The 26,977-nt window shown below is 49.3% G+C and carries 24 protein-coding genes and 1 tRNA gene; 5 read left to right on the top strand and 20 right to left on the bottom strand.

Annotation, left to right across the window (positions count from 1 at the left end):
• Nucleotides 1–177 precede the first annotated feature (177 nt).
• Together ccmB and ccmA are read right to left on the bottom strand one after the other, a co-directional pair.
• Complete coding sequence (ccmB, locus tag M2403_RS10240) at nucleotides 178–837, bottom strand: heme exporter protein CcmB (protein WP_152324424.1); 660 nt, start codon at nucleotides 835–837, stop codon at nucleotides 178–180.
• Between the two features lie 21 nt (nucleotides 838–858).
• Nucleotides 859–1,500, bottom strand: coding sequence for a cytochrome c biogenesis heme-transporting ATPase CcmA (gene ccmA / locus M2403_RS10235; RefSeq protein ID WP_152324425.1), 642 nt, complete (start codon nucleotides 1,498–1,500; stop codon nucleotides 859–861).
• Nucleotides 1,501–1,761: 261 nt separating this feature from the next.
• Between ccmA and M2403_RS10230 the strand changes: the two genes are divergently transcribed.
• The 5 genes from M2403_RS10230 to M2403_RS10210 all read left to right on the top strand — a co-directional run bounded on the left by M2403_RS10230 (nucleotide 1,762) and on the right by M2403_RS10210 (nucleotide 6,034).
• Nucleotides 1,762–2,679, top strand: coding sequence for a formate/nitrite transporter family protein (locus M2403_RS10230; protein WP_152324426.1), 918 nt, complete (start codon nucleotides 1,762–1,764; stop codon nucleotides 2,677–2,679).
• A 110-nt stretch (nucleotides 2,680–2,789) separates the two neighbouring features.
• A tRNA-Arg gene (locus tag M2403_RS10225) sits at nucleotides 2,790–2,864 on the top strand.
• A 160-nt stretch (nucleotides 2,865–3,024) separates the two neighbouring features.
• On the top strand, nucleotides 3,025–4,176 hold the full coding sequence (locus M2403_RS10220; RefSeq protein WP_259229085.1) for a tyrosine-type recombinase/integrase: 1,152 nt from the start codon (nucleotides 3,025–3,027) through the stop codon (nucleotides 4,174–4,176).
• Nucleotides 4,177–4,392: 216 nt separating this feature from the next.
• A complete protein-coding gene (locus M2403_RS10215; protein ID WP_259229084.1) occupies nucleotides 4,393–4,839 on the top strand; it encodes a hypothetical protein in 447 nt (148 codons plus the stop codon).
• Nucleotides 4,793–6,034 carry a hypothetical protein gene (locus M2403_RS10210; protein WP_259229083.1) on the top strand — a complete coding sequence of 414 codons (1,242 nt, stop codon included), beginning with the start codon at nucleotides 4,793–4,795 and terminating at the stop codon, nucleotides 6,032–6,034. Before M2403_RS10215 ends, M2403_RS10210 begins: the two co-directional genes overlap by 47 nt.
• 29 nt (nucleotides 6,035–6,063) lie before the next feature.
• Here M2403_RS10210 and M2403_RS10205 read toward each other — a convergent pair whose 3' ends face one another.
• From M2403_RS10205 to M2403_RS10120, 18 genes are all read right to left on the bottom strand, one after another.
• Complete coding sequence (locus tag M2403_RS10205) at nucleotides 6,064–7,968, bottom strand: glycoside hydrolase family 55 protein (RefSeq protein WP_259229082.1); 1,905 nt, start codon at nucleotides 7,966–7,968, stop codon at nucleotides 6,064–6,066.
• Between the two features lie 16 nt (nucleotides 7,969–7,984).
• Nucleotides 7,985–8,542: a hypothetical protein gene (locus tag M2403_RS10200; protein WP_259229081.1), complete on the bottom strand. Its 558-nt coding sequence runs from the start codon at nucleotides 8,540–8,542 to the stop codon at nucleotides 7,985–7,987.
• Between the two features lie 9 nt (nucleotides 8,543–8,551).
• The gene (locus M2403_RS10195; protein ID WP_259229080.1) at nucleotides 8,552–8,836 is read right to left on the bottom strand and encodes a hypothetical protein; all 285 of its coding nucleotides are present in this window, start codon (nucleotides 8,834–8,836) and stop codon (nucleotides 8,552–8,554) included.
• A 9-nt stretch (nucleotides 8,837–8,845) separates the two neighbouring features.
• Nucleotides 8,846–9,712, bottom strand: coding sequence for a phage tail fiber protein (locus M2403_RS10190; protein ID WP_259229079.1), 867 nt, complete (start codon nucleotides 9,710–9,712; stop codon nucleotides 8,846–8,848).
• Between the two features lie 239 nt (nucleotides 9,713–9,951).
• A complete protein-coding gene (locus M2403_RS10185) occupies nucleotides 9,952–12,492 on the bottom strand; it encodes a hypothetical protein (protein WP_259229078.1) in 2,541 nt (846 codons plus the stop codon).
• Nucleotides 12,492–14,177 (bottom strand): hypothetical protein, encoded by a 1,686-nt coding sequence (locus tag M2403_RS10180; protein WP_259229077.1) that lies wholly within the window; start codon nucleotides 14,175–14,177, stop codon nucleotides 12,492–12,494. The genes M2403_RS10185 and M2403_RS10180 overlap by 1 nt, the downstream gene beginning before the upstream one ends.
• Entirely contained in the window at nucleotides 14,174–16,780 is a 2,607-nt protein-coding gene (locus M2403_RS10175; RefSeq protein WP_259229076.1) for a hypothetical protein, read from the bottom strand. Before M2403_RS10175 ends, M2403_RS10180 begins: the two co-directional genes overlap by 4 nt.
• 7 nt (nucleotides 16,781–16,787) lie before the next feature.
• Entirely contained in the window at nucleotides 16,788–17,267 is a 480-nt protein-coding gene (locus tag M2403_RS10170) for a hypothetical protein (RefSeq protein ID WP_259229075.1), read from the bottom strand.
• Nucleotides 17,268–17,684 carry a hypothetical protein gene (locus M2403_RS10165; RefSeq protein ID WP_259229074.1) on the bottom strand — a complete coding sequence of 139 codons (417 nt, stop codon included), beginning with the start codon at nucleotides 17,682–17,684 and terminating at the stop codon, nucleotides 17,268–17,270.
• Nucleotides 17,681–19,984: a hypothetical protein gene (locus M2403_RS10160; protein WP_259229073.1), complete on the bottom strand. Its 2,304-nt coding sequence runs from the start codon at nucleotides 19,982–19,984 to the stop codon at nucleotides 17,681–17,683. Before M2403_RS10160 ends, M2403_RS10165 begins: the two co-directional genes overlap by 4 nt.
• On the bottom strand, nucleotides 19,984–20,586 hold the full coding sequence (locus M2403_RS10155; RefSeq protein ID WP_259229072.1) for a hypothetical protein: 603 nt from the start codon (nucleotides 20,584–20,586) through the stop codon (nucleotides 19,984–19,986). Before M2403_RS10155 ends, M2403_RS10160 begins: the two co-directional genes overlap by 1 nt.
• 48 nt (nucleotides 20,587–20,634) lie before the next feature.
• Nucleotides 20,635–21,084 (bottom strand): Bbp16 family capsid cement protein, encoded by a 450-nt coding sequence (locus M2403_RS10150; RefSeq protein ID WP_259229071.1) that lies wholly within the window; start codon nucleotides 21,082–21,084, stop codon nucleotides 20,635–20,637.
• Nucleotides 21,085–21,094: 10 nt separating this feature from the next.
• On the bottom strand, nucleotides 21,095–22,096 hold the full coding sequence (locus tag M2403_RS10145; protein WP_259229070.1) for a major capsid protein: 1,002 nt from the start codon (nucleotides 22,094–22,096) through the stop codon (nucleotides 21,095–21,097).
• 28 nt (nucleotides 22,097–22,124) lie between these two features.
• Nucleotides 22,125–22,787, bottom strand: coding sequence for a hypothetical protein (locus tag M2403_RS10140; protein ID WP_259229069.1), 663 nt, complete (start codon nucleotides 22,785–22,787; stop codon nucleotides 22,125–22,127).
• A complete protein-coding gene (locus M2403_RS10135; RefSeq protein WP_259229068.1) occupies nucleotides 22,777–23,061 on the bottom strand; it encodes a GTP-binding protein in 285 nt (94 codons plus the stop codon). The genes M2403_RS10140 and M2403_RS10135 overlap by 11 nt, the downstream gene beginning before the upstream one ends.
• A gap of 15 nt (nucleotides 23,062–23,076) precedes the next feature.
• Nucleotides 23,077–24,741, bottom strand: a complete 1,665-nt coding sequence (locus M2403_RS10130) for a portal protein (protein ID WP_259229067.1) — start codon at nucleotides 24,739–24,741, stop codon at nucleotides 23,077–23,079.
• 275 nt (nucleotides 24,742–25,016) lie between these two features.
• Entirely contained in the window at nucleotides 25,017–26,465 is a 1,449-nt protein-coding gene (locus M2403_RS10125) for a terminase large subunit (RefSeq protein WP_259229066.1), read from the bottom strand.
• Nucleotides 26,434–26,925: a DNA-packaging protein gene (locus M2403_RS10120; protein WP_259229065.1), complete on the bottom strand. Its 492-nt coding sequence runs from the start codon at nucleotides 26,923–26,925 to the stop codon at nucleotides 26,434–26,436. Before M2403_RS10120 ends, M2403_RS10125 begins: the two co-directional genes overlap by 32 nt.
• Nucleotides 26,926–26,977 lie beyond the last annotated feature (52 nt).

The raw sequence follows: 26,977 nt of genomic DNA, 5'->3' as shown, positions 1-26,977 counted from the left end.
GCCGTGGAACCTCGGTGGGCTCTTGTGCGGTCGGAAGGAAATTCCCCGCACTTATTGTTGGCATGTCTATTGTTCACTATAGAGAAGTGTGATGTTAGTCAAAGGTTGCGTTTTTTCTTCTCTATTGTAACGGCACGTAAAATAAATCCGCGCCAGCGCACTTACAGACACAAACGGTTAGTGAACGCTGACTCTTAATGCGGCTGCGGTAGCAAACGGCGTAAGCGTCGCACTGCCCGCTAACATCGCACCGAGGATCGCCAGATACCCGCCGATGGGCATCGACATCGACGCGGCATCAATAGCACCGGTGGCAAAAATCAGCACCGGAATATACAACGGCAGAACCAGCAGACTCAGCAACACACCACCCTTGCGCAGCCCGACGGTGAGCGCCACGCCGATGGCGCCGATAAAACTCAGCGTCGGCGTCCCCAGTAAAATCGTCAGCGCGACGGCTTTCCAGGTCTCAAAATCCAGCGAAAGTAACAGGGCAATCAGCGGAGACAGGATCAGTAACGGCAAACCGGTCACCACCCAGTGAGCACATACTTTCCCCAGAACCGTGAGTGCCAGCGGCGAGGGCAATAACAAAAGTTGCTCAAGCGTGCCGTCGAGATAGTCATCGCGAAACAACCTTTCCAGCGCCAGCAGGGACGATAACAGCGCTGCAACCCAGACAATACCGGGGGCGATCCGCGCAAGCAGTTTTGGCTCCGGGCCAATTCCTAACGGAAACAGCGTAATAACAATCAGGAAAAACCACAGCGGGTTGATAATTTCTGCGCTTTTTCGAAAAGCAATTTTCAGTTCGCGGCTCAGAACCTTAGTAAACATTCCGTCTCTTTCCCTTTCGCGTCACGCCAGCTCTGCGCCGGTCAGACGGATTTTCCGCACGTCGCGGTTAACGCCCTGCAAATCCTGATGCGTGGTCAGCAGCACCATTCCGCCCTGCTCCGCATGCTGTTCGAACAGCGCAATCAGCGTCGCAACACCCTGCTTATCAATGGCAGTCAGCGGTTCATCGAGGATCCACAGCGGCGCATTGCTCAGCCATAAACGCGCCAGCGCCACGCGCCGTTGCTGCCCGGCGGACATCTGCGCGACCGTGACATCTTCGTAACCCAGCAGGCCGACATTTTCGAGTGCCTGATAAATAGCTTCCGATGCGGCGTCACCGCGAACAGACGGACTGCTGACAGACAGATAGAAGGCAAGGTTTTCAAACGCAGTAAGCACTGACTTTATGCCGGGCTGATGACCGAGATACAGAAGTTCCTGATGAAAAACATCGCGCTGACGGCGGGTATTGACGCCCTGCCAGCGGACTTCACCGGCGTCCGGAGAGGACAGCCCGGCCAGAATACGCAGCAAACTGGTTTTACCGGCACCGTTCCTGCCTTCAATCTGCACCATTTCGCCCGGTAAAACCGTGAAACTCAAGCCACTAAACAAGGTCCGCTCATCGCGAACGCAGCTCAGGTTAAGGGCTTCAAACATGGAGATGTCTCTTATTTTTCACAAGTCCGCATCATATCACAGGCGTCCGGCACGACGCAGCTTAGGGAGCGGTACGTTATTACATATAAACGCCCGCCAGAAAAGTCTGATATCGCAGACATTGCCCCAAAAATGACCCATAAGGTTCATGGGTTAACGATTTGTAACTTATTTGTATATCTGCTCATAAATTCCCGGCCTCGCCTATGCTTATGCATGACGTACTTTTTTATCACTTTGATTTTTTTTCGGGGGAGAACGATGAGCGACGATAAAAAGCATGAGAGCAGCACCGATGTTGACAGCGAGGAGCATTCGCAGGGCAAGAAAATCGAAACCGGTGAAGAGAATCTGCCCTCCAAAGCGGCCGCCGTGCATGAAGTTATCCGTATGGAAGGCGAGAAAGAGCTGGAACGTGACGGACAGGCGTTGCTCTGGTCAGCGATTGCCGCCGGGCTTTCGATCAGTGCTTCGCTGATGGCGAAAGGCATTCTTCACGCCCGGCTGCCCGATTCGCCCGAACGGTTTTTTATCGAAAACATCGGTTATACCGTCGGGTTCATTATCGTCATCATGGCGCGCCAGCAGCTGTTCACCGAAAACACCGTCACCGCCGTATTGCCCGTCATGCAAAAACTGACCGGCAAAAACGTCGCGCTCTTGCTGCGTTTGTGGGGGCTGGTGCTGATCGGAAATATCATCGGCGGCGGCTTTGCAGCGCTGGCATTTCATCTGGTGCCATTTTTTGATCCGGAGACCGACAAAGCGTTTCACGAGATCAGCATGGAAATTATGGAAAAAGGCCCTGGCGCGATGTTTGTCGGCGGCATGGTTTCCGGCTGGCTGATTGCCACCATGGTCTGGATGATCCCTTCCGCAGGTGCCGCCAAACTGTGGGTAATTATGCTGATGACCTACATGGTGGCGATCGGCGACCTGACACACATCGTGGTCGGCTCAGTGGAAGTCCTCTATCTGGTCTTCTCCGGCGCAATCCCGTGGACTGACTTCATCTGGCCTTTCGCCCTGCCGACGCTGGCCGGAAACATCGCGGGCGGTACCTTTATCTTTGCGCTGATCAGCCACGCACAAATCCGTAACGACATGAGTAATCAGAAGAAAGCCAAAGTTAAAAAGGCAGAACAGGAAGCCGCGAAGAAGGAAGCGGCGAAACCGTGAAGAGAGATAAAAGCGCAGAACTGGCGACGAAACGACCAAACGGCAGGCTAACGCCTTATTATTGAGAGAAAAACGGGTATACTACGCGGGCGCTTTCCACTGGCGTCCGTGTCTCCTTAGTTAAACGGATATAACAAGCCCCTCCTAAGGGCTAGTTACAGGTTCGATTCCTGTAGGGGACACCATTTCACAGTTCATCCCAGTTCTTCTTAGTCCGCTAAAACCCCGCCATACCTGATACCATCTTTGCTAGTAGTCCGCCATAGTTCGCAATGGTTCGTTGACAGCCACACTCTTTAGCGGGTAAAAAACGAGTAAATAAATTTACCCACCGGATTTTTACCCATGCTCACCGTAAAGCAGATAGATGCAGCCAAGTCGAAAGAAAAGCCTTACCGACTGCTCGACAGCAATGGGCTCTATCTCTACATCCCGCCTTCCGGAAAAAAAGTATGGCAGTTGCGCTTCAAACTGGCGGGTAAAGAAAAGATTTTAACCGTGGGTAAATATCCTTACATGACCCTGCAGGAAGCAAGGGACAAGGCATATGAAGCACGGAAGGGATTATCTGAAGGTGTAGACCCAGTAAAGGCCAAGAAGGATAAAGGCGTTACTGATGATTTTGGCTCCATTTACCAAGAGTGGTTCGAACACAAAAGGCAGGTTTGGTCTGAGGGGTATTCTTTAGAGCTTTCAAGGATGTTCGCAGACGACATACTGCCCTATCTTGGCAGCAAGAAGATCACCGACATAGAGCCAATGCAACTTCTGTATGTCATTAGGAGGTTTGAAGAGCGCGGGGCTATGGAAAGGGCTAATAAAGCGAGGAGGAGATGCGGCGAGGTATTCCGATACGCCATTGTTACCGGCAGGGCTAAATACAATCCAGCACCTGACCTTGCCGATGCAATGAAAGGATACCGTAAGCAGAACTATCCATTCCTGCCAGCCGACCAGATACCCGGATTCAATAAAGCACTCCTGGCATTTTCTGGAAGCGTCGTTTCTTTGGCTGCCACTCGGATTTTGCAGTACACGGCACTTAGAACTAAAGAACTCCGGTCAATGCAATGGGAGAACGTCGACTTCGAAACAAGGCTTATATCCATAGATGCCGCAGTGATGAAAACAAGAAAGGCGCATATAGTCCCGATGTCACAGCAGGTTATTGACTTGCTTTTAAAGCTGAAACCAATAACAGAGCCAGTATCTGATTTCGTATTCCCCGGGCGAAACGATAAAAAGAAGCCAATCAGTGAAAACGCAGTGCTATTGGTTATTCGCCAAATAGGATTTGAAGGGCTTGCTAGTGGTCACGGATTCCGGCATCAGTTCAGTACCATTCTAAATGAAAACGAATGGCCTCATGACGCGATAGAACGCCAGTTGGCGCACTCAGACAAGAATTCCATTCGTGGCATATATAACCATGCTCAGTACTTAGATAAACGCCGCGAGATGATGCAGTGGTGGGCTGACTGGATTGATAAGGCTTAATCACTCACTCTTCAGCATGAAAGTTTCCATCCGCTATCGTGCGTCCTACGCAAGCACTGGTTATGCATGCATAATAATCACAGTGTTTTTGGTGAGCATTAAACACCATGAGAGCTTTGGCAGGGGATTGGTGTGATTGACTAATACCATCTGCAATATTAATATCAAGATGTTAATATTGTTAGCATTTCGCTGGCAACTACTAAGGATTTGGTAATGGTGAAGAACCAAAGATATTTATATATTCTCTTTATACTTCTTGCTTTGACAGCTACGGTTGCACTTTATCTAAACGACAACAGAACTCGCCCCGTACCTGATGGTGATATATCATACAGCAATACTGATTTTTCAATGCATGTTGATACGTGCATTATCAGTAAAAGTAATTTATTTGTTAGTGGCTGGGCTGCTATAAAAAACAATACTACTTTAAAACGAATTTATATCACCTCTCCAGGTAATAAAAATGGCTATCATACGCAAAGCTCCCGTGGTTATGATGTTGCCAAAGCCATAGGAGTTCCCGAAAAATCCGTGGCTAGATTCTCATCTAGTCAGGTTCTCAGTAAAGATATTCATGATAAAAAATTTGAAATACAAATAATCGCTGAAAGTGAAAGCGGTAGCTTATTCGGTGGAAAATATGTTTGCAATAATTAACTTTTTTAAGAAAAATATTACCCTATTATCGCTGTTTATTATGGCGGTTTTTTTCTTAAGATTATTTACATCAGTCAATCTTTTACCGACTGATGACGACCAGTATTTTCTGCATGCCCTAGATCAAACGTCATTAGCTGCGTTCCTTCATGATAGATATATGACATGGTCTGGGAGATCTCCAATTGAAGCTATAATGGTGCTAACCATTGGGATGAGTTTGTTTTGGAAGTGCATGATACCAGTATCTGCACTAGTAACGGCTTGGGCTGTCGGGAGAATTGCACTGCCAAAAGGAAATAGATGGATGATAACCATCTGTACTTTGCTGGCAATTTGCACCATTAATAAAAATGTATTCCATGATGCGGCACTTTGGATTGCAGGTTTTTACAACTACCTCCTTCCTATATCGGCGGCAGTGATTTCAATTGTTTTATACTATAAAAGAAAAAAATCATGCTCCATTGCGGCATCCATTCTAATGGCATACTCAGTCTCCAATGAACAGATAGCAGTTTTATTCTTCGTATTTTTTGGTTATGAAATATTAAATGCAATAATAAAAAAAACTAACATCAGGCATCATCTAATCTTTTTTACGTTGCCCATCGCATCTTCTATTGTTTGGCTTTCATCACCAGGGAACGCTTCGAGATTCGAAGTGGAGAAAAACTTCCTTCTTGAGTTCACTGACTTTAGCTTGCTTGACAAGGTCAGCCACGGGTTCGCTACATATGCTAACCACACCCTTGCAGGAAATAACTACTTATTGTTTTTTTCCTGCGTGGCGATAGTCGCATCATCTTTAATTAATAGGAACGTAAATTTTATAAGTGAACGCAGATACGTTTCATTCTTTTTCGCTTTCATGGCTATTTTCTTTGTTGCAAATAAAATCTACCCATTGAATTTCATATTCAATAACACGGATTTTAATGCTTTAACCGTTGACAAAATAGGTGGCATTTCTACTTATGTAAAATACCTGATATCTATGGTTATTGCCGTTACGATTATTTATTACTCTTTTCTTTCTGGGTTTTTCCGTTATGGATTGTTTTGTATTATTGGTGGAATGACTGTTGTTGTCATGGTTGGGCTTTCCCCTGCTATTTATGCAGAGAGACCTAGAGTGTTCTTTATTTCAGACTTATTATTGATAGCTCTGTGCTTAAGATGCTTCAGGAGATAACAGTGGCGGCCAAAGCCGCCATAAAAAAATCAATAGGCCCTAGATATCTCAGCCCACGATCCGTTCTGCATTCTCTTAAGAGTTAATGTACTTCCGGCTTGGGCAACGAATGAACTGTTCATCCCAGCCACATTAATCGTGAGAGCAGACTCAAAGAAAATAGTTAACACTCTCTCTTTGCAGTTTACTGACCCAATAATTACGTTCCCCGAAAATCCAGATCCCGTTGATGATGTTACGCTCACCGAGCTACTGGTGTAACCACTGCCTGGATTATTCACGATGACTGAGACAATAGCACCCCCAGTCCCCCTTCCGATATCGAGGGTTCCTGTAGCACCAGAGCCATCACCGGAGAAACTAACGGTGTCGCTCAGTGAATATCCACTACCCACATTAGTCACTAAAACATCATTTACCTTTCCGGTAAAATCATTCTGGGTCTGTGTTTTTATTGAGGTGATTGAAGTTGATCCGGTTATGTATGCAAATTCTGCATGGTCAGGAACCAATAATGTTGAAGCCGACGCAAGGACCACCCCATTAGAGTAGTTAACAGCGGGCACCGTGATATTCCTAATAGTAACGGGCGTATTGGTATTAATGGTTCTATCCTGAACGGCTGTAGTCGTAGTGAAGCCACTCATGGTTATGTTCTCTATTACACTACAGGCATCCCCGCGCCACGCTCTGATTGCATACTGATTAGAACTACCTTGTAAGAAAAGATTTGTAATTCGGTTAAATCCGCCATTCTGAGTATATGCGTAAGTACCGTCACCTTCTTTCCCCGTGAGAACAATGGCCGTGCAGTTTGAATTGTTAATGCCATTGCCTGCAATAACCCCTCCATCCACGACGCAACCCACGCACCCACCAACATTAAGCGCAATGCAGAAGTCCCCAACGGGATTATTTCCACTAAGGTTTATATTTGTTACGTTGCAGTAAGTGGCACCTCCCATATCAATGCCATACACAGCATTACCAAATGAGTTAATAAGATTATAATTACATTTATAACCATTAATTACCATTCCGGAGCCACCATTCCCTGATGCCTCGATATTATGGTAATTGCATCTTGAGCCTCCTAAAATTGCCCCGGACACATTTTTATCAAGCCTGATGTTTTGAAAAGTTGAATTAGATACCATCTGTTCGGTGAATGTGTAATAAAAATCATCATAGCTCGTACCTCCGGCAAACAAACCGAATGTAAACAAGCCAAACCCATTCGTATTGTCGTGTGCGAACAGCCCATTTATATGTATATCTGAAACGCTGCCAGTTGCAATCGGAGTGCTCCAAATGTAAGGGTCGAAGCTAAAACCATGATTTCCAGCGCTTGCTGATTGCTCGATATTAAAAAAGTCAATCGATGAACATGGAGAGAAGACTACAATACCTTTCCATCCTGTATTAATAACCGTCAGGTTCTCTACCACTCCACGCTTAACTCCTTTTGAGCAATTATAAAACATCGCTCCTAAATTCGGCGCAGTGTTGATCTGAATATTACGTATTTCAAAATCTGTGGCATTTACAACAGAGAGTAGGCCGTTTCTCCAGTCACCATAAATGGTGTTGCCTTTACCTACAAGAGAGATACCATCAACAGAGCAGCCAGAACCTGTGATGGTAATAATTCTAACCTGATTTTCAGTAGCCGCTTTAAGTGTGGTTTTCCCTATACCTCTTCCGATAAAACCAGACCCTGGCATAAATGTCAGAGGGCCAGTAATACCCACGCCTTCTGGGAGTAGAATCTTACGCCCTTCATTCAGAGCTAGTTGAAGCGACGCTGTGTTATCAGTCACTCCGTCAAACTTTACGCCAAAGTATTCTGCATTTATGAACTGGGGTATTTTATTAACATCCACTGACGTTGACCCGTCATTAGTTCTCAGCGTATCGACTACTAATGTACTCATTGTTTATTTCCTTTGCTTAGCGAATGCGACGCGCGCGGATATATCCATCAACTGTTGATGTTCCGGATGCAAATACTGCGAGGGCGACAAGGTATATGGTGGTGCTTGCAGAAACATTAAACCGAACAGATGGGACAGGAGCCTGCTGAGTTGTTGCACTTGTGGGCAAATTTAATTGCACTGCATTAGGAAAGCTTGGTTGTGTGGCGGATGAAGTATTAAGTCCTGCAACAAAAACACTGTAGGGCGCCGACGAAGAGTTAAGCTTAATCACCGCGCCGACATCCCAATCACCAGCCGTCAAAGTTATTTGTGCGGCATTAACCGCTGCCGAGGAAGCATTTGCGGTGGCTGTTGTTGTTACCTGTATAACCTCGCCAACTTCTCCTGTGGACGCACTTGATGCGTCAGTCACGCCCTTCTTGCTCGCTACAATCTGATTGCCGCCTGCTGTAGTACCGTCTCCCGCGTAAAGCTTGTTAGTTGTAGTATCAAGAACCAACTCACCAGATAACGGTGTATAGGCTGATACTTTTGCCGTGACGCCTCTTTTTATCTGAATAGAATTTGCCATGGGCTCACCTTAAGGAAGTACGCCAAGGTCTACTGCTCCAAGAGTCAGTGCGATTGATACGTTTGTAGACCCGTCCACGCTTCCAGATCCAGTTGCTGCCCCTGTGAATGAAAGTGTTCTTGCGGTTGTCCATGTTGCAGCCGATGAAACAGCCAAAGGCTTACCTCCAACGGTTGTCCCATCACCGATAACAAGCCGATAGTTTTCAGTGTCGATTACTACTTCACGAGCGAGCGGTGTGTAAGCTGCGACTTTCGCGGCAGTGCCGCCCTTTAACTGCAATGATGCTGCCATGTTGATTCCTTAAAGTTCGCCGTAGTCGACGTTGGTTCCGGATGCTGACACGAGTTGCCCATCTGCAATCGTCCAGTAGCTATTTTCTGGGATGGTGACCGACTGACCGCTTGATATCGTCATGGTTGGACCGAATGACCAAGCATTCATGTTGTCTGGAATTTCAACGCTGTTATCTATTGTTTGTTTATGCCAAGAGATAGGTGAGAATGCTGATGCCTCCAGAGGAACATTGCCGATAAGTTGCTCTTGGATATTCGCATCTGCATTTTGTCTGGCAGTAGTTTCTTCACTGATTAATTGCTCTAAAGCTAAGTCGCCTGCTTGACGTTCTCCGGCTTCTTCTGCAATTTCGTTATCTACGTAATCCTTGAAATCTGCCACCTGGCTTGCGACGTATCGTTTATTTACCGCATCAGTATCAGTGACTGGGTCCGCGAGGTTACTGATGCGATTATTGAGGGCGTCGTAATAGCTAGCGAAGATGCTGGGTTTTTTCAGAGATAATGTGTCGAAGCGCCAACCATATTCCTGAATTAGCATGGTCAGTTTATCCAGCGCCGCTTCGTGAGAAGAAGCTGGGAATTTGCCGTTCTCGTAGTACTTTGTTTCCTGAGTGACTGGTGGGTTTCGGTAAATTAGGATGGTATTCCCTGTCGCGGAAACAGTGCCGAAAGTGATCGACCCACCTCCGCTGTCTCCTGCCCCAGTGACGGTAAAATCAGTGCCATTAACCGGCTCACTGATATTTCCTGATGAATCGGAGATCATTGCTGAAATGTCGCTGTTAAGCAGGAAATAAAAGGGAATGGTAAAAGCCGTGGTCGTACCGTCTGCGTTATACTCGACGTAACTTTGGGTGGATGAAACAGTCATCTGCCTTTCTCCGGGCGAGCGTGATCACCACAGGTAATCTGCGGTAAGAGGTGTGATGAGAAATATTCAGTCTTCAGATGTAGAGATAACTGCAATTGTTGCGGTAGTTATGTCGCTTATTTCAATTCCATATCTCTACTGGTGGGGGCTTCTGGTGGGGCCTTCGCTGGTATTGCTGTTTGCTTGGGCATATTACTCAATGTCCTTCATTGTCTGGATTGGCGGACATTTAAATAGACTTATCTGCCGAGCATGAATTGTGAAGGGGGGATCAGGAAATCATTACCCTGATTCTTCCTGATGTTCTGCTCATAGCGATTTAGTGATCCCGGCGACATTGACTCCTGAAGCTGGTTAAGGATTAATCCGTTCAGCAGCGGTCGCGCCCAAAACAGGTTTATAAATGGGGTGTGATCAACACCGAACCGGAATGCGTCGCCTGCCTTAGCATCGCCGGAGCGCGCCTTCTGGAACAGTGTCACCAGTTCATCAAGGTTTCCAGCCACTGGACCGGCCAGAGAACTTACTGGCCCATTACCAAAACGGTTAGCCTCGCCAAACATAAAATCACCGAAAATCCCCAAGCCTCCACCCTGAGCTGCCGCAGCAAGGAATGTTTTCCCATCCGCAGGGCGTGGAGTCTGCCCTTTCAGCATTAGCTTCGTCTGCATCGACAGATAACCAAAGGTGGTCATCCAGAGAAACAGATGCGCAAGCCCCACCATTTCACCCTTCCCGCTTTTGAACAGTGCATTTGTCAGACTGCCCCAGCGACTTTGTCCTATTGGTACTGGTGTGTAGCCTCGGCCAAATACCTCACGGCCTAAAGCTTGCTGCATGAATGATGCGGTAAATGACTTGTACTGGCCTATAAACCGAAGCAATTCACCTTCAACGGTTCCAGGCTGAGTTCCCTGTTTCATTAATGCTCGTGTGCGTGCTGTTGGCTCTGTCATGGCAACCATGACGCGGTCAAGCACATAGCCTCGCAACTTGTCGGCAAGCTGTTCCCTGCCTGCCTGTAGGCTTTTTTCATTCACGTTGACGTTGCGATCTGAAACGTATTTGGCAATGACATCATCGGGTATTGAATCGATGCCGTCAGGTGTCATGAACTTACGCCCTTCAGAGCCGTTCAAATCCATCTGCCGGTATATGTTCCACTCGGCCTCACCGATGCCATGAAGGTCGAGCGCTCGTTTCAAATCACCGTTAAGCGTCGCGTGCGGCGACCCTGAGTTGTCAGCAAGCCAATGGGATATCATGGTGGCTGTAGTGTTGCGGGACGCATCAGTCCACCAGTTCAGGCCATTCAACTTGAAAAACTGTCGCTGAAGTCGTGACACTTTCCCCGGCAACGTTACGTCACCAGAGAAGCGCTGAAGAATCTCTTCACGCATTGAGTCAGCATAAACGCCAAGTGAACTTAGAATCTTCTTTTGCTCGGGGGCGGAGTAACGCTTCAGCCTGCCTTGAATAGATTCTGTCAGCGCCTGCGGGAAGCTCTTCCCTTGATAGCGCAACTCCAGCGCATTGCTTGCAAGGTCATTGAATGACGATATAAGCGCACCACCGAGCTTTATCATTGAGTCCACAGCTCGGGTGGTTGATCCGAATCTTGCAAGAGCCGTTGACCCAGGGATATTTGTTGTGCCGGTAACTTCCGCCATCTGGCTTTTGATCTGGCTGCGGCGCGCGTCAGTAAATGCTCTCAGCCCTTTCTCATTGCCGCGCAAATCATTAGAAATGCTATCTGCGAGATAATTGAGCATATTCTCAGGGTTGGTTCCCAGAACGCGCATAAGGCCTGTGTTTCTAGCGGATGATTCCAGTCCGCCAAATATTGCCTCCCTCAGACTACCAACGCCGTATTGCTGGTTGTACTCGTGCCATGCCACTCCATCATTAAAGTGCAGGACGCGCTCCTGACTGGTTCGTCGTGCAATATTCTGTGAGCCTTTAAAGCCTTTCATCCAGTCAGGTTTCTCAGAAGCCAAATGCACCCCAGATGCCAGCCCATCGTAAACGTTACGCAAAAAAGCATCCCTGTCAGCAACGCCGTCGAAAGTTGCTGGATCTAATCTCGGCAGGATAGATTTTTTCCATACATCATAACCGGCAGCGCGAATCTTCATCATGTCGTGGCCTTGGCGGGCGATATACCCTGGCATCTTACGTATCCACGCCCCTGATTTGTTAGCATCTATCCGAGATGACTCCTGCCACTTTGTGATGATTTCAGCAATCTTAACTGACTCAGCACGCAGCCCTGAAGTAGGCTCACCCTTCCCGAGTTTCCACATTGCATCAGCGACTTCTGAATCATTGGTTCCCGCCGCTAAAAACTTCAGAACATCAGCCTGCTCTAAATCGTAATTAAGACCTGAAAGATATTTTGAACGAAGCTGAAATTGCTCTGAAGATACAGATGCGCGGCTGCCAGTTCTGGCCTCGTTGCGCCCAACAAGAATTGCCGATAGCCCGATATCCGGATTGTCAGGGAAGCTGTTGCGCAGAAATGAAAGCCTTTCAGCCGCAATGCGAGTGTTCAAAGCTTTGTTTCTTGCCTCAATTACTGACGCAAGCTTTTCCTGATTACCCAGTTCATTAGCTGCACGCAAGGCAGCATCTTCCAATGAAATGCCTTCATTCTCTGCCCGAATGCGCTTTACTGTGGTCTCCATATCGCGAACCAAAGTTTCCATTTCCTGCTCGGAAAGTTCGCGTCCTGCGGCCTTATTTACTGCCTGTTCGCACTGGGTAAGAAACTGGTTAGCCATTACATTCTCCTGAGCATACAGGCTGCATATTCCTGATACCCTTTAACAAGGCTTTCATCGTTAGCTTGTTTCTGAATTTCTCCCAGCGCCTCACGAAGCTCCGCTGAGTCCAACTCATCAACCCGGCTACGAGCAAGGTTCATTTCTGCTTCGAAGTCTTCCTGAGCATTTTGCAGATCTGCATCTTCACGATTTGTTCTCTGATAATCAGATTCCGCTTCTTTGCTTGCGTTTGCCGTTGATGGCTCTGCATCACTTCTTGGGCCTTTACGAATTTGTTCCATAGAGGATTCGCGAAGCTCCGGAGATGTGAGGTCAAAGAATGGTTCGATGTCTGGCGATTTACCTTGAAGCATGTGAGAGAGTCCGGCACGAAAAGCGTTTTCTCTTTGCACCCAGTTTGCGGAATCAATTTTCTGTGCGGCAGTTTTAACTCCTCTTGCCAGGGATGTTTGCTGAAGCCCTGACTTTATTTGCCCGGCACGCTCATCAATGTTTTTCGCAAGTGCATCGGGTATCTCGCCGCGGTCAATTGCCGCTAACTCACCGGTCGCTTTTTCTGCGGCGGCATTGCCATCCAATTTCTGCTGAATCTCAGCGTTGCGGGAATTTAGCGATTGCTTTTCGCCTTCTATGTCTGACAACGCACGCTGACGCGCCTCGCGGTATTTCAACCTCTGCTGTTGGTATTGTGCTGTTCTCGACTGAAGTGTTGCATCCAACTGACTTGCCGCGTGTTCGTTGGCTGCCATTTCCGATCGAAGGTCGGCAACATTACCAACCTTTCCCTGCTGAAGCTCATTCAAGGACTGCTGATAATCAGGAATGACGTCATCGTATGCTCTGCTGTAGGCATAGTTGTCGGCTTCTTTCGCAATCGTTTCATCAAGGAATGGTGTGGCAGTATCTGATTGTGTAACTTCGCGAGTTAAAGGGGCGGCGTTACTGGAAACTTCAGGCTGATTGCCAATATCATTTCTGGTAGATGTTTCAAGTGGTGACTCGGTAGTTGCAGGAGTGCGCCTCCCGCGAACAATATCAGCGATTACGCCGCCACCGGCATGAAGAGCCCCGCCACCAATGGTGCCATAAATCAGATTCTCCATCGCGTTGCCAAGGGTGAAGTCATCCCCCTCGGCTGCCGCAGCCATGGCCGTGGTTGGCAAGGTTACAGCTGTTTGCAGGCCACCCATTGCGGCACCCTGAATGAAACGCTCGCCAGCCCTTCCGAGCAATGTTGCAGCCTTTGCTTCCCCCGCGAAAGGTACTAACCCGATAGCCAGGTTGCCGGGGTCTGCCATTGCTCCCGCCAGATTAGCCAAAACATTTAGCGGTGTGGCAACAAAACCTGATGGAGCTGCTGAAGCGATCTGTTGCTTTGCTAACGTATCCTTCCTGCTTGAAACAACGTTATCAAGATAGGTCTGAGTAACGCCCTCATCAGGAATGTTGATACTCTTTACGCCGTACTGCTTTAACGTGGCATCAGCTTGTGATTTAGGAACCATGGCTGACGCAGGGTCATTCAACTCACCATAAGCCCTGTTCATTCTCAGTGATGAATTAAATGGCCCCTCGTCTAACCCCTGAACAAACGTAGCGGAGAGCGATTCACCAAGTCCGGATGGGGCGTTACCTATTGGCTGGTTAATCCCCTGCCCGGGGTCTTGTGTGTAAATCGTCAACGCTGCACCCCTTTCTGGAAGTTATCGCCGAACAAAGCGCGCTCTGGCGTCATGCCGCCTTTGTCTGCATCAAATTTTGTCGGCGTAGATAAGAACTTGCCCACAGAGTTAAAGATGCCTCGGTTCTGCTGACCCAGTTTCGAAAGATCATTGAAGTTTTGCGTAATTGGGTTGCCGTTCTTGTCATTAACCACAAGGCCATTGAGCGTAAGTAGAAGCCCTGTCTCATCAGCATTGGTTACCCAATCCGCACTATCTTTGATTCTAGAAAGGCTTTGCTGACGGTTTACCTCGTCGCCCAGCCGTGGATCGCCTTGGAGAGCCATGATTTGATCTGCCTGAATGTTATCCAGATAATGGCTCGCACCATCTCGCACATCACTCAAGTCCAAACCATATTTGACCGGCAAACGCCAGGAGCCTTGCGTTTGGTACTGAGAGCCAAGAACATCCTGATAGGCTTGTTTGGCCGCATCATTTGGACTCATTCCTTTTTGGATATTGAGATACGTTAGTCGCCTACCTTGCTCATTGAAATTATTCCATACCCCAACACCGCCAGGCTGATGAACCATCGTTGAGGCGAAGTCACTCGACTGACCAGCCCACTCGGTATCAGCATTGTCAGATGAACCTTTATTATTCGTGTTGATGGCCTCTTTTAAATCTGCCGTCTTCACGTTACGGTTTTGCCACAACGCATTAGCTGAGCGTGGATTTCCTGTAGCCATAACGACTTGCAGAGCTGGCCCCGCTTTCTTCTGAACTTGCTGCATAACCTGATCCGCATAGGAACCAAACTGACCAGCAACATTCTGAATAGCCGTGACGCTTTGCTCTTTACTGGTGTCGATTTGCTGCAAGATTCCGTCGGCTAATGAGTCTGGGAGTATGTCCTTATTTTTTATTCCTAAGCGCGACTTATCGACCATGATTGCCTGAGCCAACTGAGCGCCCTGAGAAGGGTCTTGCTGATAAACCTGATATGCAGCCTTAACATCTGGAGAGTTCTGAGACAGCCAGCCGCCGGGGTCTTTCTCGCGAGCGCCTATCACTTGCTGATATTTCTGTACGGCTTGCTGATAACGTTGCTGCCTAAAAGCAAAATCGTCTTCAGTTCCGTCTGGCTTTATGCTCTGAACAGAAGCCAGCCCCTCCCCTGCCGACTTTGTATTGATGTCGGAATAAATGGGCTGGAGTTGATTGAGCAATGCATACTGCTGATATTGCTTGTCCAGAAGTGTCAATTCTTCCGGCGTTGCATCATGGGGAGCGGTGCTCATCCATTGCTCATGACCAATAGGGTTTGCTACAGGATTGCCAGACTCAATTAACGCTGAGTCATTTCTCATCTGTTCCTGCATCAGCATGCGGCGCTGCGTGTTCTGCTGGTCAACCTTAGCCTGAGCCTGGTTGATAACGCTGTTCGTCTGTTGCGGGCTTAACTGCCCCCAAGGAACACCCGGTGCTAGTTGGTTGGGGTCTGATTGAGAGTTCCATGCTCTGCCTAATTGATCATCGCTAACCGGTGCGTTATAGCCTTCCTGGTTAGCCATGGCCTTCGCAATGGTTGTCATCTGCTGTGGGTTGTTTGGATCCAACTTCGCATCAACTGGGATCCCGGTCTGTTGACTAACGAATTGCGCATACTGAACTGGATTATTGTTGTCTCCCGCAGGAGACCATTTGTTTATAAGCGAAGATAGAGTGTCATTGCCGTTATTGATGTGGTGGCGCATCAATTTTATTCCGGCGCGAAACCCGTGATCAGCAGTGTCGAATTGCTCAAATCCACTGCCATTATCCCCACCCTTTCCAGCCCAGTTGTTATCTGAGGAGAATCGGATGTTCAGCGGGTTATTCTGCCTGGTAGCCAAATCCCCAGGTGAGTCAGATGGAAGCGTTGACCCGTCAGCCGCACCGGTTGACTGTGCGGCCTGAAACGTGCCGTGCTGGTCAATAACATGTTGTGCATCTTTCTGGATACCATACTGCGCAGCAGACAGCGCCCACATGTTGCGCGACCTGCTTGCTATTTCTGCTTTGGTTGCTGGGTCGAGATCGCTCTGGTCAATGGCTTGCAAGTGAGCAACGGCCAATGACTTGGCGGCGTTAGGGTCTTGGAGGATCGCATTGCCGACTGCTGAAGCGCTGTCATTCAGATTGGAAACTTGAATTTGTTTGGCTTGAGCCTGTCCCCAGTTAATAGCCTGATTCTCAAGCTGACCACGAGACTGAGCCCACCGTAATGTGTAGTCCTGTTTCTCCGTGTCACTAAGCCCGGGATGCTGGGAAAAGAAATCATCCTGATGCTGCTTGATGAGTTGCTGGGCGGCAGGAATGTAATCTATCCCATCTTTTGACTGGTTCTGCGCATTATTCAAATCTTGCCCAAGAGCTGATTGCGAATTGACGAAATCCGTCATGTACTGCGTTCCGCGCACAGAATTCTGCTGCTGCTGAAGCCTGATAGCAGCATCAGCGAAAGAATTAACGCCGCTCTGCAAAAGTTTTGTATCGGTGCTTTCGGTTGGAAGATTGACCGGTGATGGACCGCCAGCGCGAATCCCTACCTGACTTTGATAAACCGGAATCTTTGCCATTATCGCCCTACCGTTTGACTAATGATGAAGTATTGTAATAACTGCCCACTGCGCTATTGACGCCGCCGAGCAAGCTAATGAGACCCGGCTTCTGAGCTTTTGCAGTCGCGCGCAGAGCAGTGGCCTGGTTGTTAATATCCGCGATTTGCAATCGTCCGTTGTAGTCAGCATTCATCGCATCAGTTTCTGTATCAATCGCAGTTGAACGTTGAAGTGCAGCATTGCTTCCGCCAGTTCCCGTTCCGTTATCTGCAAAACCAGCGGACTGGTCAGCAAGGACTTGAGAGCCCTGACGCCTAATCTGGGAGGTCTGCGAACCAGTTTGTAGCGCAACCGTCTTTGCTTGCTGAGTAAGCAATGCAGCGTTGTAGTTGCTGTTGTTCGACGCATTGAACCCCTGAGCAATCGTGCCAGCACTGTTTAGCGCTGATGAAGAAGCGGAAGCCCAAGCGGCGGGATTGTTTGATATTGCCTGTGTAAATTGCATTTAATCCCTCACTATGCTGTACATTTTCGCATCACACCCATCAGGACCAGCACGCCTCATCGTCCCTTCATACTTGAACCCGATAAGCTCAAGCCATCTGTCAGCCTCAGGGAAAGCAGATAGCGTTTCTAACCGGATGTAATCAGTGAGACCTGCGTTAATGAGCCTTCGCGCAGAACGGTACAGCTGAGTCCATTGATGAGGAATGTCGCCAGTAACAATGAGATAGAGATAGGCTCTGATTGGATTAAGCTCAACCAATCCACCAATGGCAACCACTCGCCCATCAATAACACCAGTGAAGCTTTGATATGTCGCAAGTTGTTCTGCGCGCTCCTGAGTCCTTTCCAGAGACTCCTGACTTTTTTGAGGCTCAATTTCAAGAAGGTGCCGGGGTTCGTAGGGGATTATTTTCATTCGCCAGATGTCCATGCTCGTGGATAGATGGCAACTAGTGTCATCGGCAGTGGCTGGTCTTGCACAATCCGGATACAGGCGTTTGTGCTATAGCCACCTGGGAACTCTATATCTCGGTCATCAGTGAATGGTGTTGGCGGGTTGTCCATCAAGTCTGAGTAGTCACGGCTTTCGAGAACATCCAAATCTAAGCCGCCCTCCTGCCCAGTCTTCCCGCCCAACGTGTTAACGAACCGCAAAGTCAGAAGGCTAATCCTCTTGGTTTTACCCTGGGATGTTCCAGAGGTTCCACCGGCTTCCAATGGCAATGTCACAACCTCTGAGGTGTATGGAAGTCCCACGTGAACAATGGAAGACTCCCATTCCAGTGATATGGAGCCGCCACTTACAACCTGATCTGGATGAGCTGCGCCGTCAGTAGTAACTGAAACAGTCATGCCTTCAAGATGCGTTAACCCAGACACGCTTGTGACAGGGATACCATCATATGTAAGCCCACAGTCAACGTAATAAGCCTGAGCAAAACTCTCTGTAGCAGCGTCCCATGCAGCGTGCAGGAACTCTACATAGCGCTTAGTGACGCCGTTGATTGTGCGCCGGACTACAAGCCACAGATCATCGCGAATTCCATTGGGGTCTGGAATGCAAGAAACCGCTTCCACATAACCATCCAGATCGTGACGATGCCATGCCGTGACCTTTTGCTCATCGTTGTAGGTCATCGCCACCAGAGATCCATCTGACAACACAACCCACAGCACGTAATCCGGTTCCTGTTGCCATGCCATATCAACTACACCAGCTCTGGTGATGTGTTCAGCAAGCACTGTTAAATCGCTTGAACTATATGACCCGCTTTCGAAGTCGGCCTGTACAGCTCTCACCTTGCAACCAGCGCGCTGAACAAACATTGAAGTAGAGCCAACCTGAACCGCGTTCACACCAGTAGAGCCGTACACTGACTCTTTGGTTATCTGAATATTGTTCGGGCCAAAGGCCGATGTGGTAGTTGATGGTGAACATGCATGCTCTGCACCGGCAGTGCCAACTAGCAAGGAAGAGCCAGGCGTTAGCCACTGAACTGTATTGGTTGAGTCAGCCTCAATTTGTACGTTGATTGCGTCGTCTGTCTGAACCTCATAGCCATCTGTCATCGGCGTAAAGTTTTCGTAATCAGAGGCAACCGAAAACCAAAGCTTGCCGCGCGCTGCAAACACCAGCCGGTTTTTGTAGAAAGCGACTTTCGTCGGGAACCCCATTTTAGGAGACCAGTCACCGAAAGCGTATTTGAAAGTTTTCCCTGTTGTGCTCAGCACGCTTGGCGGTAACTCAGAAAGTATTTTACCAACAGCGACCGTTGAACTTGTGACGGAGGTGATCTGAATAACTCCCCACCCGCCATTCGAATATCTCCAAAGAGTGTACCCGTCCTGATGCGCACCAGCAGTCCAGTCCGGCTGAGTCGAACCCGTCTTGGTCCCGTCCATGCTCTCGTAATACTTGCCATCACTACGGCAAAATACGCCTGGCTCAAATGTCTCTGTTGTGCCTGCTTGCCATCCGGGTATGTACCCATTGTGCCCCGTGCCGTTATCGGGAACCTTATCGGTACTCGCCTCAATATAAAAAAGTCCGCCGACATGACCAGATTCAAATATGGCTGTGTTGGAAGTGATCGTGCATAAGCTTGTAGTTGTCGGCGTACCGTCTGGCCTGTCTGCACCATCCGATGACCAGATTCTAAACTGGTCCGTATAAACGGTTTTTGTTCTGGATGAGTTGGTGCTGTCGAATGGCCCAAGAGCAGCTGCATAATCAAATGCAGCGAGCGTCCAGTCTGTGTTGGAGTTGCGGCTTAGTTTATATGGCGGCTGATCGCCGGTGTGGCAGCAGATGTAAATGACATCGCCGCTTTGCACCATGGAGAGCCCGAACCCATTATCATCATTTGTCAGGTCATCAGCAGAGTATGGAGTAGATACCTCCAGAGCCCCACCGCCCGAATTCAATGCGACACCGTGATCTGAATAGAAGCGAATGTAATACGGGCCGAACTCAAGGATGAATGCCTGCGTTGTATTGAACTCGAATTTTGCCAACCACACCTTGTTGCCAGAGTCTTTAATCTCACTAACAAAATACGTCCCCGCACGGCGCTCTGCTGGCCCCTGAGAGCGAGGGATAAAATTAAGCATCGACTTAACGCCGGAAGACCATTTCTCAAAGTTGGTCTGCCCCATCATCAGCGGGGAGAATTCACCGGCGTTGAAGCTGTTGATTGATGGAGAAGTAGATGGCATTACAACCTCGACGTGAACCAGGAAGTTTCCTGCTGCTGAATAGGAGGCCGTTCAATTGCGCTCGCAGAACGAGCTGCCTTGATTGCCGCGTCAAAATCTTGCCCTGCCGTTTGCTTCTTGGTGGATGACTGAGTGATTGACTCACACATTTCAAACGCAAGAAGGCACGCGAAAGCCTCAACGAAAGTCGAGTCCCATTGCGATGGGTCAGTGGCATTTGAGCCGTATCTGAGATGTAGCGGAGCTTCGATATTGGTCAGTATCTTCCGGCCTTCAATCTGCCACTGAGGTTCAGCAGACCGCATCCAGTACCAATGCCAAATCGGAAGCATCGACCCATCACGGATTTCATCCATTCGAAGGAAGTCAGAGGGAAGCTGGTATTGCAATGTGTAGCCGAACTCAGGCGCCTCTGCTAATGCTCCGACCTTCACTCGCTTAATGGCGAACGCCCATCGGTAAGTGCGCAGCAGGGTTTCAAGCAAGCCGTCATAAATCGCTTCGACTGTTCGTGCTGCTTTGTTGTTGTCTGTCTCGCTCATCAAGCGCTCAGCACCCAACTTCACCAAAGCTCGGTTTATGACGATTATCTTGGTAGCCATATTTCACCAAATAAAAAAGGGGCCGAAGCCCCTTTGTGATCCAGACGATTAAGCCACGTAGTTTCGTGCGTATGCGCGATACGCTTGAATGTCAGTGGTGAGGAATGCCGAGAATGAGCCAGCCGTTAAAGGACCGGTTGATACGGTGTAGCGCACGCCAACATAACGCAGGTATGTGCCGCTCGGTAACTTTACAGCCACCAGCGTTTTGTTTGCGGTGAGGTCTGTTAACTGCCAGGTTGCACTTGTGTAGTGAACTGTGGAGCTTGTCAGACCAGCGGCAGCGGAAGATTCAAGCGTCAACACAACTGTCGCTGCGCCTGCTGCTGTCGCCGCTGCATCAGCCTGAACAACCAGATAAACGTCCTGCCCAGTGCCAATATCAACGCCGCCGCTATTAATTTTGAATGCTGGATTTAAGTCCATGACGTTCGTTGAAATGGCGGTTGCTGTTACTGCTTGCGAGTCCGAGAACTCAGCATATTTATCTACGTACATTTGTCGCCCCTTAAACGATGCGTGTTTCAGAGTTGGTCAGCGCGTCAACGCGACGGAATGGAACCTCTGCAAACATGGTGACGGGTTTACCGCCAACCATTTCATATTGCAGTGTACCGGCTGCCACTTTGTTCACGTTCTGGCGGCGCAGGAAGCCGCGAATGGTGCGGTTAGCGTAGAACGCAGGGGTTACCCCGGTCAGGCTGTGGATCTTTTCCAATGCCTGAGTCAGCAGGTCGATCAGGTCAGCACCGGCAGATGCGTTCTTGGTCAGCGCTACCGTGTCGATGTTTGCGATACGAACTACATAACGCCAGTCCTTCATCGCAATGCCACACTTCCATTTGTACAGGTCGCCATACGCACGGAAGCGGTTATTGACTGAATCGAACGCATCAATTTTGCCGAGGTCTTCATGGGTCAGGCCAGCAGCAGAACCTTTCGGGAAGATGCCGCATACTGAGTTTTCACCCCAACCGATCAACCACACAGATGTCAGGTTAGTTGTACCGCCTGCATCAATGACGTTGACCTTGGTGGCCGCGCCGGTCGAGTTGGTTGGTGCCGCATTAAAGCGCTTGGACAGGCCAAGGAAACCTTCTGGCGTCACGTCTGTGTCGCCATTCAACACGGTGTTCTGCATCGTCTGGTTCATCGCTTCAATGAAAGCGTTAGCCTGAGACAGCCGGAATGAACTGGTGTTGCCGTTCAGGTCGGCCAAGTCACAGTCAATTTCAGAGCGCCCTTCCAGAATGCCGCATGCTTCATCAAGCTGCGCAGTGGTTGCTTTGCTTGGTGGAACACCGCCATTCAGCTTACGGAAGATGACATCCGGCAGGCCGGTGCGGGTAGTGATGCGGTGACCGGTAGGCAGGTTGCCTTCATACCACGGCATGTCCAAAAGCATTTCATTTTCCTGAGACAGCAGTTCAGCGATAGCCGCCGCCTTACCATCAGGATCAAAGGACTTTGCAACGTCGAGCAAAGTTACCTTGCCAGATAATGTAGCCATTTATAAATCTCCAATATTGATTTGTAGTTCAGCCCCAAAGGCGGTCTGCTATTGATTTCTCACCGCTTTGAGGTGAGCCTTTCTGGTTACTGACAAGTTGATCCTCTGAAATCGCTGAACCGATTTTCAGGAACATCTTTGCAATTGCTGGGTTGTTCACTAAGCCTGATTTATCAATCATTTCGATGAATTCAGGAGGCGCGAATGTTTTGACCGCTTTCTGGATTACAGATGCGTTCTCGTCGAACTTGGCACCCCATTCCTGTTTCATGGATGCAATGTCGTCGCCGATTTGTTTTTCACGCTGAGCACTGAGCGCTTCGGCTTGCTGGGCTTGATGAGCGTTCCACTTGGTAGCGAGCGCCTGAGCTTGTTGTTTGTTCAGGCCAGCTTCATGCATCCAGGTTGATGTCTGTTTTGCGAATTCACCGGTGTCACCTTCTGGCAGAGGAAGTTCATAGCCTTCAGCCGTTTCAGGGCGCCCGAGCTTGGTGTACACGGCATTCCAACCGTCTGCATCGCCTTCTTGTGGCAACGCGGCTAGGAATGGCTCTGCTGCTTGCGTAGTGGTTGTATCTCCGCCAAGCAATGATGTTCCCGCTGCCGATTCAGTAGTTTGCTGCGTGGCTGGCGTCTCTGTTGTGGATGCTGCCGTTTCAATAGTCGCAGCAGCGGTTGTCTCAGTCGTCATGTTTCTCGGCCTCGTTAATGATTCGAATCAGTTCGTCTTGATCCAAATGAATGAATTGTGAAATCCGGTTGAACACCTCACGCCGCCCCTCAGCTACGCATGTAGCCAGCGGGTCTATCTGCTTATGAACCGGCGAGACGATTACGCTGGAGCGGTTAGCGCGACAGAATTCAGCGAGCGCCTTGAGCACCACTTCCTGATCTCTTGTCCTTTCACCGGGCAAGCCGAATACCGCCCGAAAGGCGTGCGTACGCCTCAGAATGAATCTGCTCATTTAGTCGGTTTCTCGTTATTGCGGTGCAGGGAGTGGGGAGTTTGCTTTCTGTTGCGCTGAAGCCATTTTGTCAGCAGCTGTCGCGATATTTGGCGCGGCCTGAACCAGGTTATTGAGCTGAGCTTGTTGAGCTTGAGCCTGTTTCATTTGCTGCTCTTCTTCCTTGTCCAGAAGCAGAGAGCGCGGCATGCCGTTGATATCAGCAAAGTCTCGCAGCACGTCGCCCGTCTTAATCAATCCAAGAACGCTCTGGTCGAACTGTGCCAGCGATGTTGCCAACTGTAGAGTCTGCGCAATACCGGCTCCCTCATCAGCGCGCTGCATTCTCACCAGCGGCGATTTGTAGTCGATATCGAACTCCATCCCAGCATCAATTAATTGCTGAGGAGGTTCAGGGAACAGTCCCATGCGCGCACAAATATCTACTTCGCGCTCAATCATCGGACCGAGCTGCTCAGACATAATGCGCCCCATGGTTGGAGCTAAGATCTGCCCCTTCTCCTGAGCGCGCAGCATAGCCTCCGTGGCCGTCATCTGAGGGTTCTGAACCAGAATCTGAAACAGAGTAACCAGGAAAATGTCGTTAATCAGTTGCCGCTTCTGGTCCATCATCTCAAGGCCGAGATTCGGCTGGGCACCCGTGGCGAATGGAATTGCTAACGCGTTTCCGTTACTACTGACTCCCCCTGAATTGATACTGCCCGGCACGAGAGAGAACGACTCTAACGCACCATCATCAGAAACGAGGACTGGCGGACGGTTGGCAAGTTGCGCACCAACTAACGTTTCCTTGTTCATCTCGTTAAGGACTTTGATGTCTGGTAGAGCCGTCATCCCCGGACCGCGACCGTACACTTCACCAGGCGATTTGTAATAACGCGCGATGCAATACGGCATTGTGTGGTAGCCGCCAGTGCGTACAATCTTTCTGTCCGTCATGCAGATATAGATTGATTTCCACGGCATCCCATCTGGGCCAGCAACTGGTTCGCCGGTAGCTCCGTATTTGACTTCATCGTTAGGGCTAACCCTGTGGATGAAATCAAACTTAGCGAGCGGCGTCTGCTCTGATGCGCGCTGCACGGCGACAGGCAGCTTATCCTTGCCAAACTGCTGCACGGCCTGACGGGCTGTCAATTTGAACTTGCGGTGAACCAAATCAACCACGCCCTGATAGTTCTCTTCGAAAAAGATTTCTCTCAGGTGATAGCAGATGTACCGCATGCCTTTGCCGGGCAACTCATCAACGAATACGCAGCCATTACCGAACGCGCCGATTGAGACATAGTTTTCACTTTGCTGATTGGCGAAGTTGGCGGCAGGTGCATACCTGAGTCGAAACAGGATGCGAGTTAGCTCTTCGTAATATTCCTGCACCTCATTATCATCAGCAAAGCGTTCGTTCTGAAGCCCGTGCCATGTTTGTGTGCGAGGTGTAACTACTGATTCAACAGCGGCAGCGAATCGCTCCAAGGCCAAAATAGGCGTGGAGTCGATAGCCTTCTCTGATTTCTTCTGGCCGTTTCGAATCTCACCAACAAAGTCAGCGCCGCGAGGCAGGCAGCGCTCGGCCACTTCTTGCCAATGCATCTCCCATGGCTTGCGGCAAACTTCCATCGTGGACTGGTCACGCAGTATCTGATTAAGCAGTTCTTCCTGACTCATGTCTTGGTCACTCATTTCAACCGCCTAATAAGCTTTTTTGCCCCGTTGAGGTAGTTCCGGGATTACCTGCACCACTGCTTCCGCTAAGGATATTGGCATTCACACCCTGTCTGGAGCGCTTACGAAGGAGGTCGTCGGCCTGAGTTGTCGCTGCGTCAGTGCCAGGAAGCAGCGCATCTTTCACGCTGGGAGTCTTGTTCTGAGTTGCGGAATAGATAGCAGTACCGGCTCCAACAGCAGAGGCTGCTATGGCTGCGTACGATGCAAGCGCGGCGGTTTCGATACCCATGTCAGTCTCCAAATAGGTTGTATTCAGCCGCGGCGAATTTAACTTTCTCGCGTGGCTTTTTGATTTTGAACATCTGCTTAGCGGCGCGGCGCATCATGTAGGCGTATCGAACGGCTGACAGGACGTCATCATTGATTGCGACTATTTTGCCGTTCTCATCTCGGTGGTACATGCGGAACTCTTCGAAGAACTCAGGGCATGTACTGAACACCTTGAACTTGCCATCCAGCATGCGTTCTCGAATTTCATGAATGCCAGGCTCAACCTTGTAGTTTCCATCAGGCCAAGTTGCGTGCTCACCAAGCATTGAGAACCCTTCAGCCTTGTACTGAAGCTTGAGTTGCTGTCCGCCGCCTTTCTCGTGCTGGTTACCATCGTGAGGCCATGCAACGGGTACGTCTTTCGCCCACGACTTAACAAGCCTCCAGGCTTCGTCAGCTTTCTTCTCTCTGGCTTTCCACGTATGAGCAACGTAGATAACGTCCTCGTCACGATCGTCCCAAAGTTGAATGTGTGCTTGCGGGTGATCCCACCCGAAGTCTTGCCCGTTGATGACGAAGAAGTGATCTGGACAAGCGAAGGGCTGGCACATGATCGCATCGTCTGGCATGTCGTAAATGCGGCCATGTCCAAGCATCGGGATACCCCTTGTTCGCATGTCGCGCTGATGAGCAGGGAAGGAAGCCAGAAGCTCAGCCTTAACCTTTTCATTCAGGTGTGGGGCATCATCCCAGCCGACATTCATGCACGTCTGCGCTGAGCTTGGGTTGTCCATAAAGCCGATGACTAATTCGGTGCGACCGTTCTCAGGAGTGAACGTGAGAATTCCACGGCCACCATTGCCTTTATCACCGGTTGCGGTACGCGTCAGAACCTGAGGGAATATCGCGGGGTCTTTGGGTTCTTCGTCGATGTGAAACCAATCAACGCTATCACCCATCAGTGCGTGCTGGCCTTGTGAGTAAGACCAGAACTGAATCTTTGCAGTGCCGCCTGATTTGTGTTTGATATAGACAGAGCGCACTGCGTTTGGTGTGCCTGTCATTGGCTCAACGTTAACAATCAGTTCAGCAGGGATTAATCCGCCTTCCCATCCGTTGTCAGTCTTGCGTCCAATCAGCGGAGCCTGGAGCAGGTCACGACACTTTTCACCAGAGTATCCCAGCACCCATATCAATGGTGCATGTTCAAACTTGTGTCCAGCCCAGTCGTCAGGGTAATCACCCATCGCATGAATGGCATCGATATAGGTTGCTGTGTCAGTCTTGCCAACGCGGTTTGCTGCTATCAGTGCGACCTGTGAGAACTCTTTGGTATTGGCAATAAAACGTTTCTGCCATGGATATCGCGAACCGTAATAGGTTCGATACCGGTAAACGTTGCTTCTGCGTTTCTTTTCTTCAAGGAGCCTGACAAGCTCAATCTTTTTCTCCCGACTGAGATTGTGCATTGGTTAGCTCCTCGACGCGGCGATCTAACTCTTCATCAGTCAGGTCTGTAATTGTTTTGTGCACTTCTCGCTTATCAGCAAGCCCAAGGTCTCGGGCAATGATGTTGGCGTTCAGAAGGTCAGCAGCTGCTCCGGCGAACTTCTGCGAGTAAATGACCTCTTCCGCTCGCGATGTGACCACCGTAAAACCTTCTTTTGCTCTGTACTGCTGCCATGTGCTTTCGGCAATATCTAGGAACAGGCGCAAGCCAGCGAGAGTCATTGCTCTCATTTTCGCTACAGGCTCTTGAACGACCTCCCCTTGATAAGCGAATGGCTTCATTTCCCATAGTGGGTTTTCTTCCACCCACACAAAGTATTCAGTGCAGGCAGCCCACAACTCATCAGGTGATCCGAATATCGGGTTTCGCCCATGACTACTGCGAGCCTCCCAGAATCGGTTACCTTTTGGAGCGGCCATTTAGAATTTCCTGCTAGTCAGATAGATATAACCCTCGGCAATGGTGAGACCA

It is taken from the genome of Rahnella sp. BIGb0603, assembly GCF_024808755.1.
GTDB classification, from domain to species: domain Bacteria; phylum Pseudomonadota; class Gammaproteobacteria; order Enterobacterales; family Enterobacteriaceae; genus Rahnella; species Rahnella contaminans.
Note: the sequence above shows the minus strand (reverse complement) of the source record. Positions and strands in the feature narration are given on the sequence as shown.

What these genes read in the sequence shown, in the direction of transcription:
- ccmB (WP_152324424.1), bottom strand. Translation starts at nt 837, where the DNA reads ATGTTTACTAAGGTTCTGAGCCGCGAACTGAAAATTGCTTTTCGAAAA.
- ccmA (WP_152324425.1), bottom strand. Translation starts at nt 1,500, where the DNA reads ATGTTTGAAGCCCTTAACCTGAGCTGCGTTCGCGATGAGCGGACCTTG.
- M2403_RS10230 (WP_152324426.1), top strand. Translation starts at nt 1,762, where the DNA reads ATGAGCGACGATAAAAAGCATGAGAGCAGCACCGATGTTGACAGCGAG.
- M2403_RS10220 (WP_259229085.1), top strand. Translation starts at nt 3,025, where the DNA reads ATGCTCACCGTAAAGCAGATAGATGCAGCCAAGTCGAAAGAAAAGCCT.
- M2403_RS10215 (WP_259229084.1), top strand. Translation starts at nt 4,393, where the DNA reads ATGGTGAAGAACCAAAGATATTTATATATTCTCTTTATACTTCTTGCT.
- M2403_RS10205 (WP_259229082.1), bottom strand. Translation starts at nt 7,968, where the DNA reads ATGAGTACATTAGTAGTCGATACGCTGAGAACTAATGACGGGTCAACG.
- M2403_RS10200 (WP_259229081.1), bottom strand. Translation starts at nt 8,542, where the DNA reads ATGGCAAATTCTATTCAGATAAAAAGAGGCGTCACGGCAAAAGTATCA.
- M2403_RS10195 (WP_259229080.1), bottom strand. Translation starts at nt 8,836, where the DNA reads ATGGCAGCATCATTGCAGTTAAAGGGCGGCACTGCCGCGAAAGTCGCA.
- M2403_RS10190 (WP_259229079.1), bottom strand. Translation starts at nt 9,712, where the DNA reads ATGACTGTTTCATCCACCCAAAGTTACGTCGAGTATAACGCAGACGGT.
- M2403_RS10185 (WP_259229078.1), bottom strand. Translation starts at nt 12,492, where the DNA reads ATGGCTAACCAGTTTCTTACCCAGTGCGAACAGGCAGTAAATAAGGCC.
- M2403_RS10175 (WP_259229076.1), bottom strand. Translation starts at nt 16,780, where the DNA reads ATGGCAAAGATTCCGGTTTATCAAAGTCAGGTAGGGATTCGCGCTGGC.
- M2403_RS10170 (WP_259229075.1), bottom strand. Translation starts at nt 17,267, where the DNA reads ATGCAATTTACACAGGCAATATCAAACAATCCCGCCGCTTGGGCTTCC.
- M2403_RS10165 (WP_259229074.1), bottom strand. Translation starts at nt 17,684, where the DNA reads ATGAAAATAATCCCCTACGAACCCCGGCACCTTCTTGAAATTGAGCCT.
- M2403_RS10160 (WP_259229073.1), bottom strand. Translation starts at nt 19,984, where the DNA reads ATGCCATCTACTTCTCCATCAATCAACAGCTTCAACGCCGGTGAATTC.
- M2403_RS10155 (WP_259229072.1), bottom strand. Translation starts at nt 20,586, where the DNA reads ATGGCTACCAAGATAATCGTCATAAACCGAGCTTTGGTGAAGTTGGGT.
- M2403_RS10150 (WP_259229071.1), bottom strand. Translation starts at nt 21,084, where the DNA reads ATGTACGTAGATAAATATGCTGAGTTCTCGGACTCGCAAGCAGTAACA.
- M2403_RS10145 (WP_259229070.1), bottom strand. Translation starts at nt 22,096, where the DNA reads ATGGCTACATTATCTGGCAAGGTAACTTTGCTCGACGTTGCAAAGTCC.
- M2403_RS10140 (WP_259229069.1), bottom strand. Translation starts at nt 22,787, where the DNA reads ATGACGACTGAGACAACCGCTGCTGCGACTATTGAAACGGCAGCATCC.
- M2403_RS10135 (WP_259229068.1), bottom strand. Translation starts at nt 23,061, where the DNA reads ATGAGCAGATTCATTCTGAGGCGTACGCACGCCTTTCGGGCGGTATTC.
- M2403_RS10130 (WP_259229067.1), bottom strand. Translation starts at nt 24,741, where the DNA reads ATGAGTGACCAAGACATGAGTCAGGAAGAACTGCTTAATCAGATACTG.
- M2403_RS10125 (WP_259229066.1), bottom strand. Translation starts at nt 26,465, where the DNA reads ATGCACAATCTCAGTCGGGAGAAAAAGATTGAGCTTGTCAGGCTCCTT.
- M2403_RS10120 (WP_259229065.1), bottom strand. Translation starts at nt 26,925, where the DNA reads ATGGCCGCTCCAAAAGGTAACCGATTCTGGGAGGCTCGCAGTAGTCAT.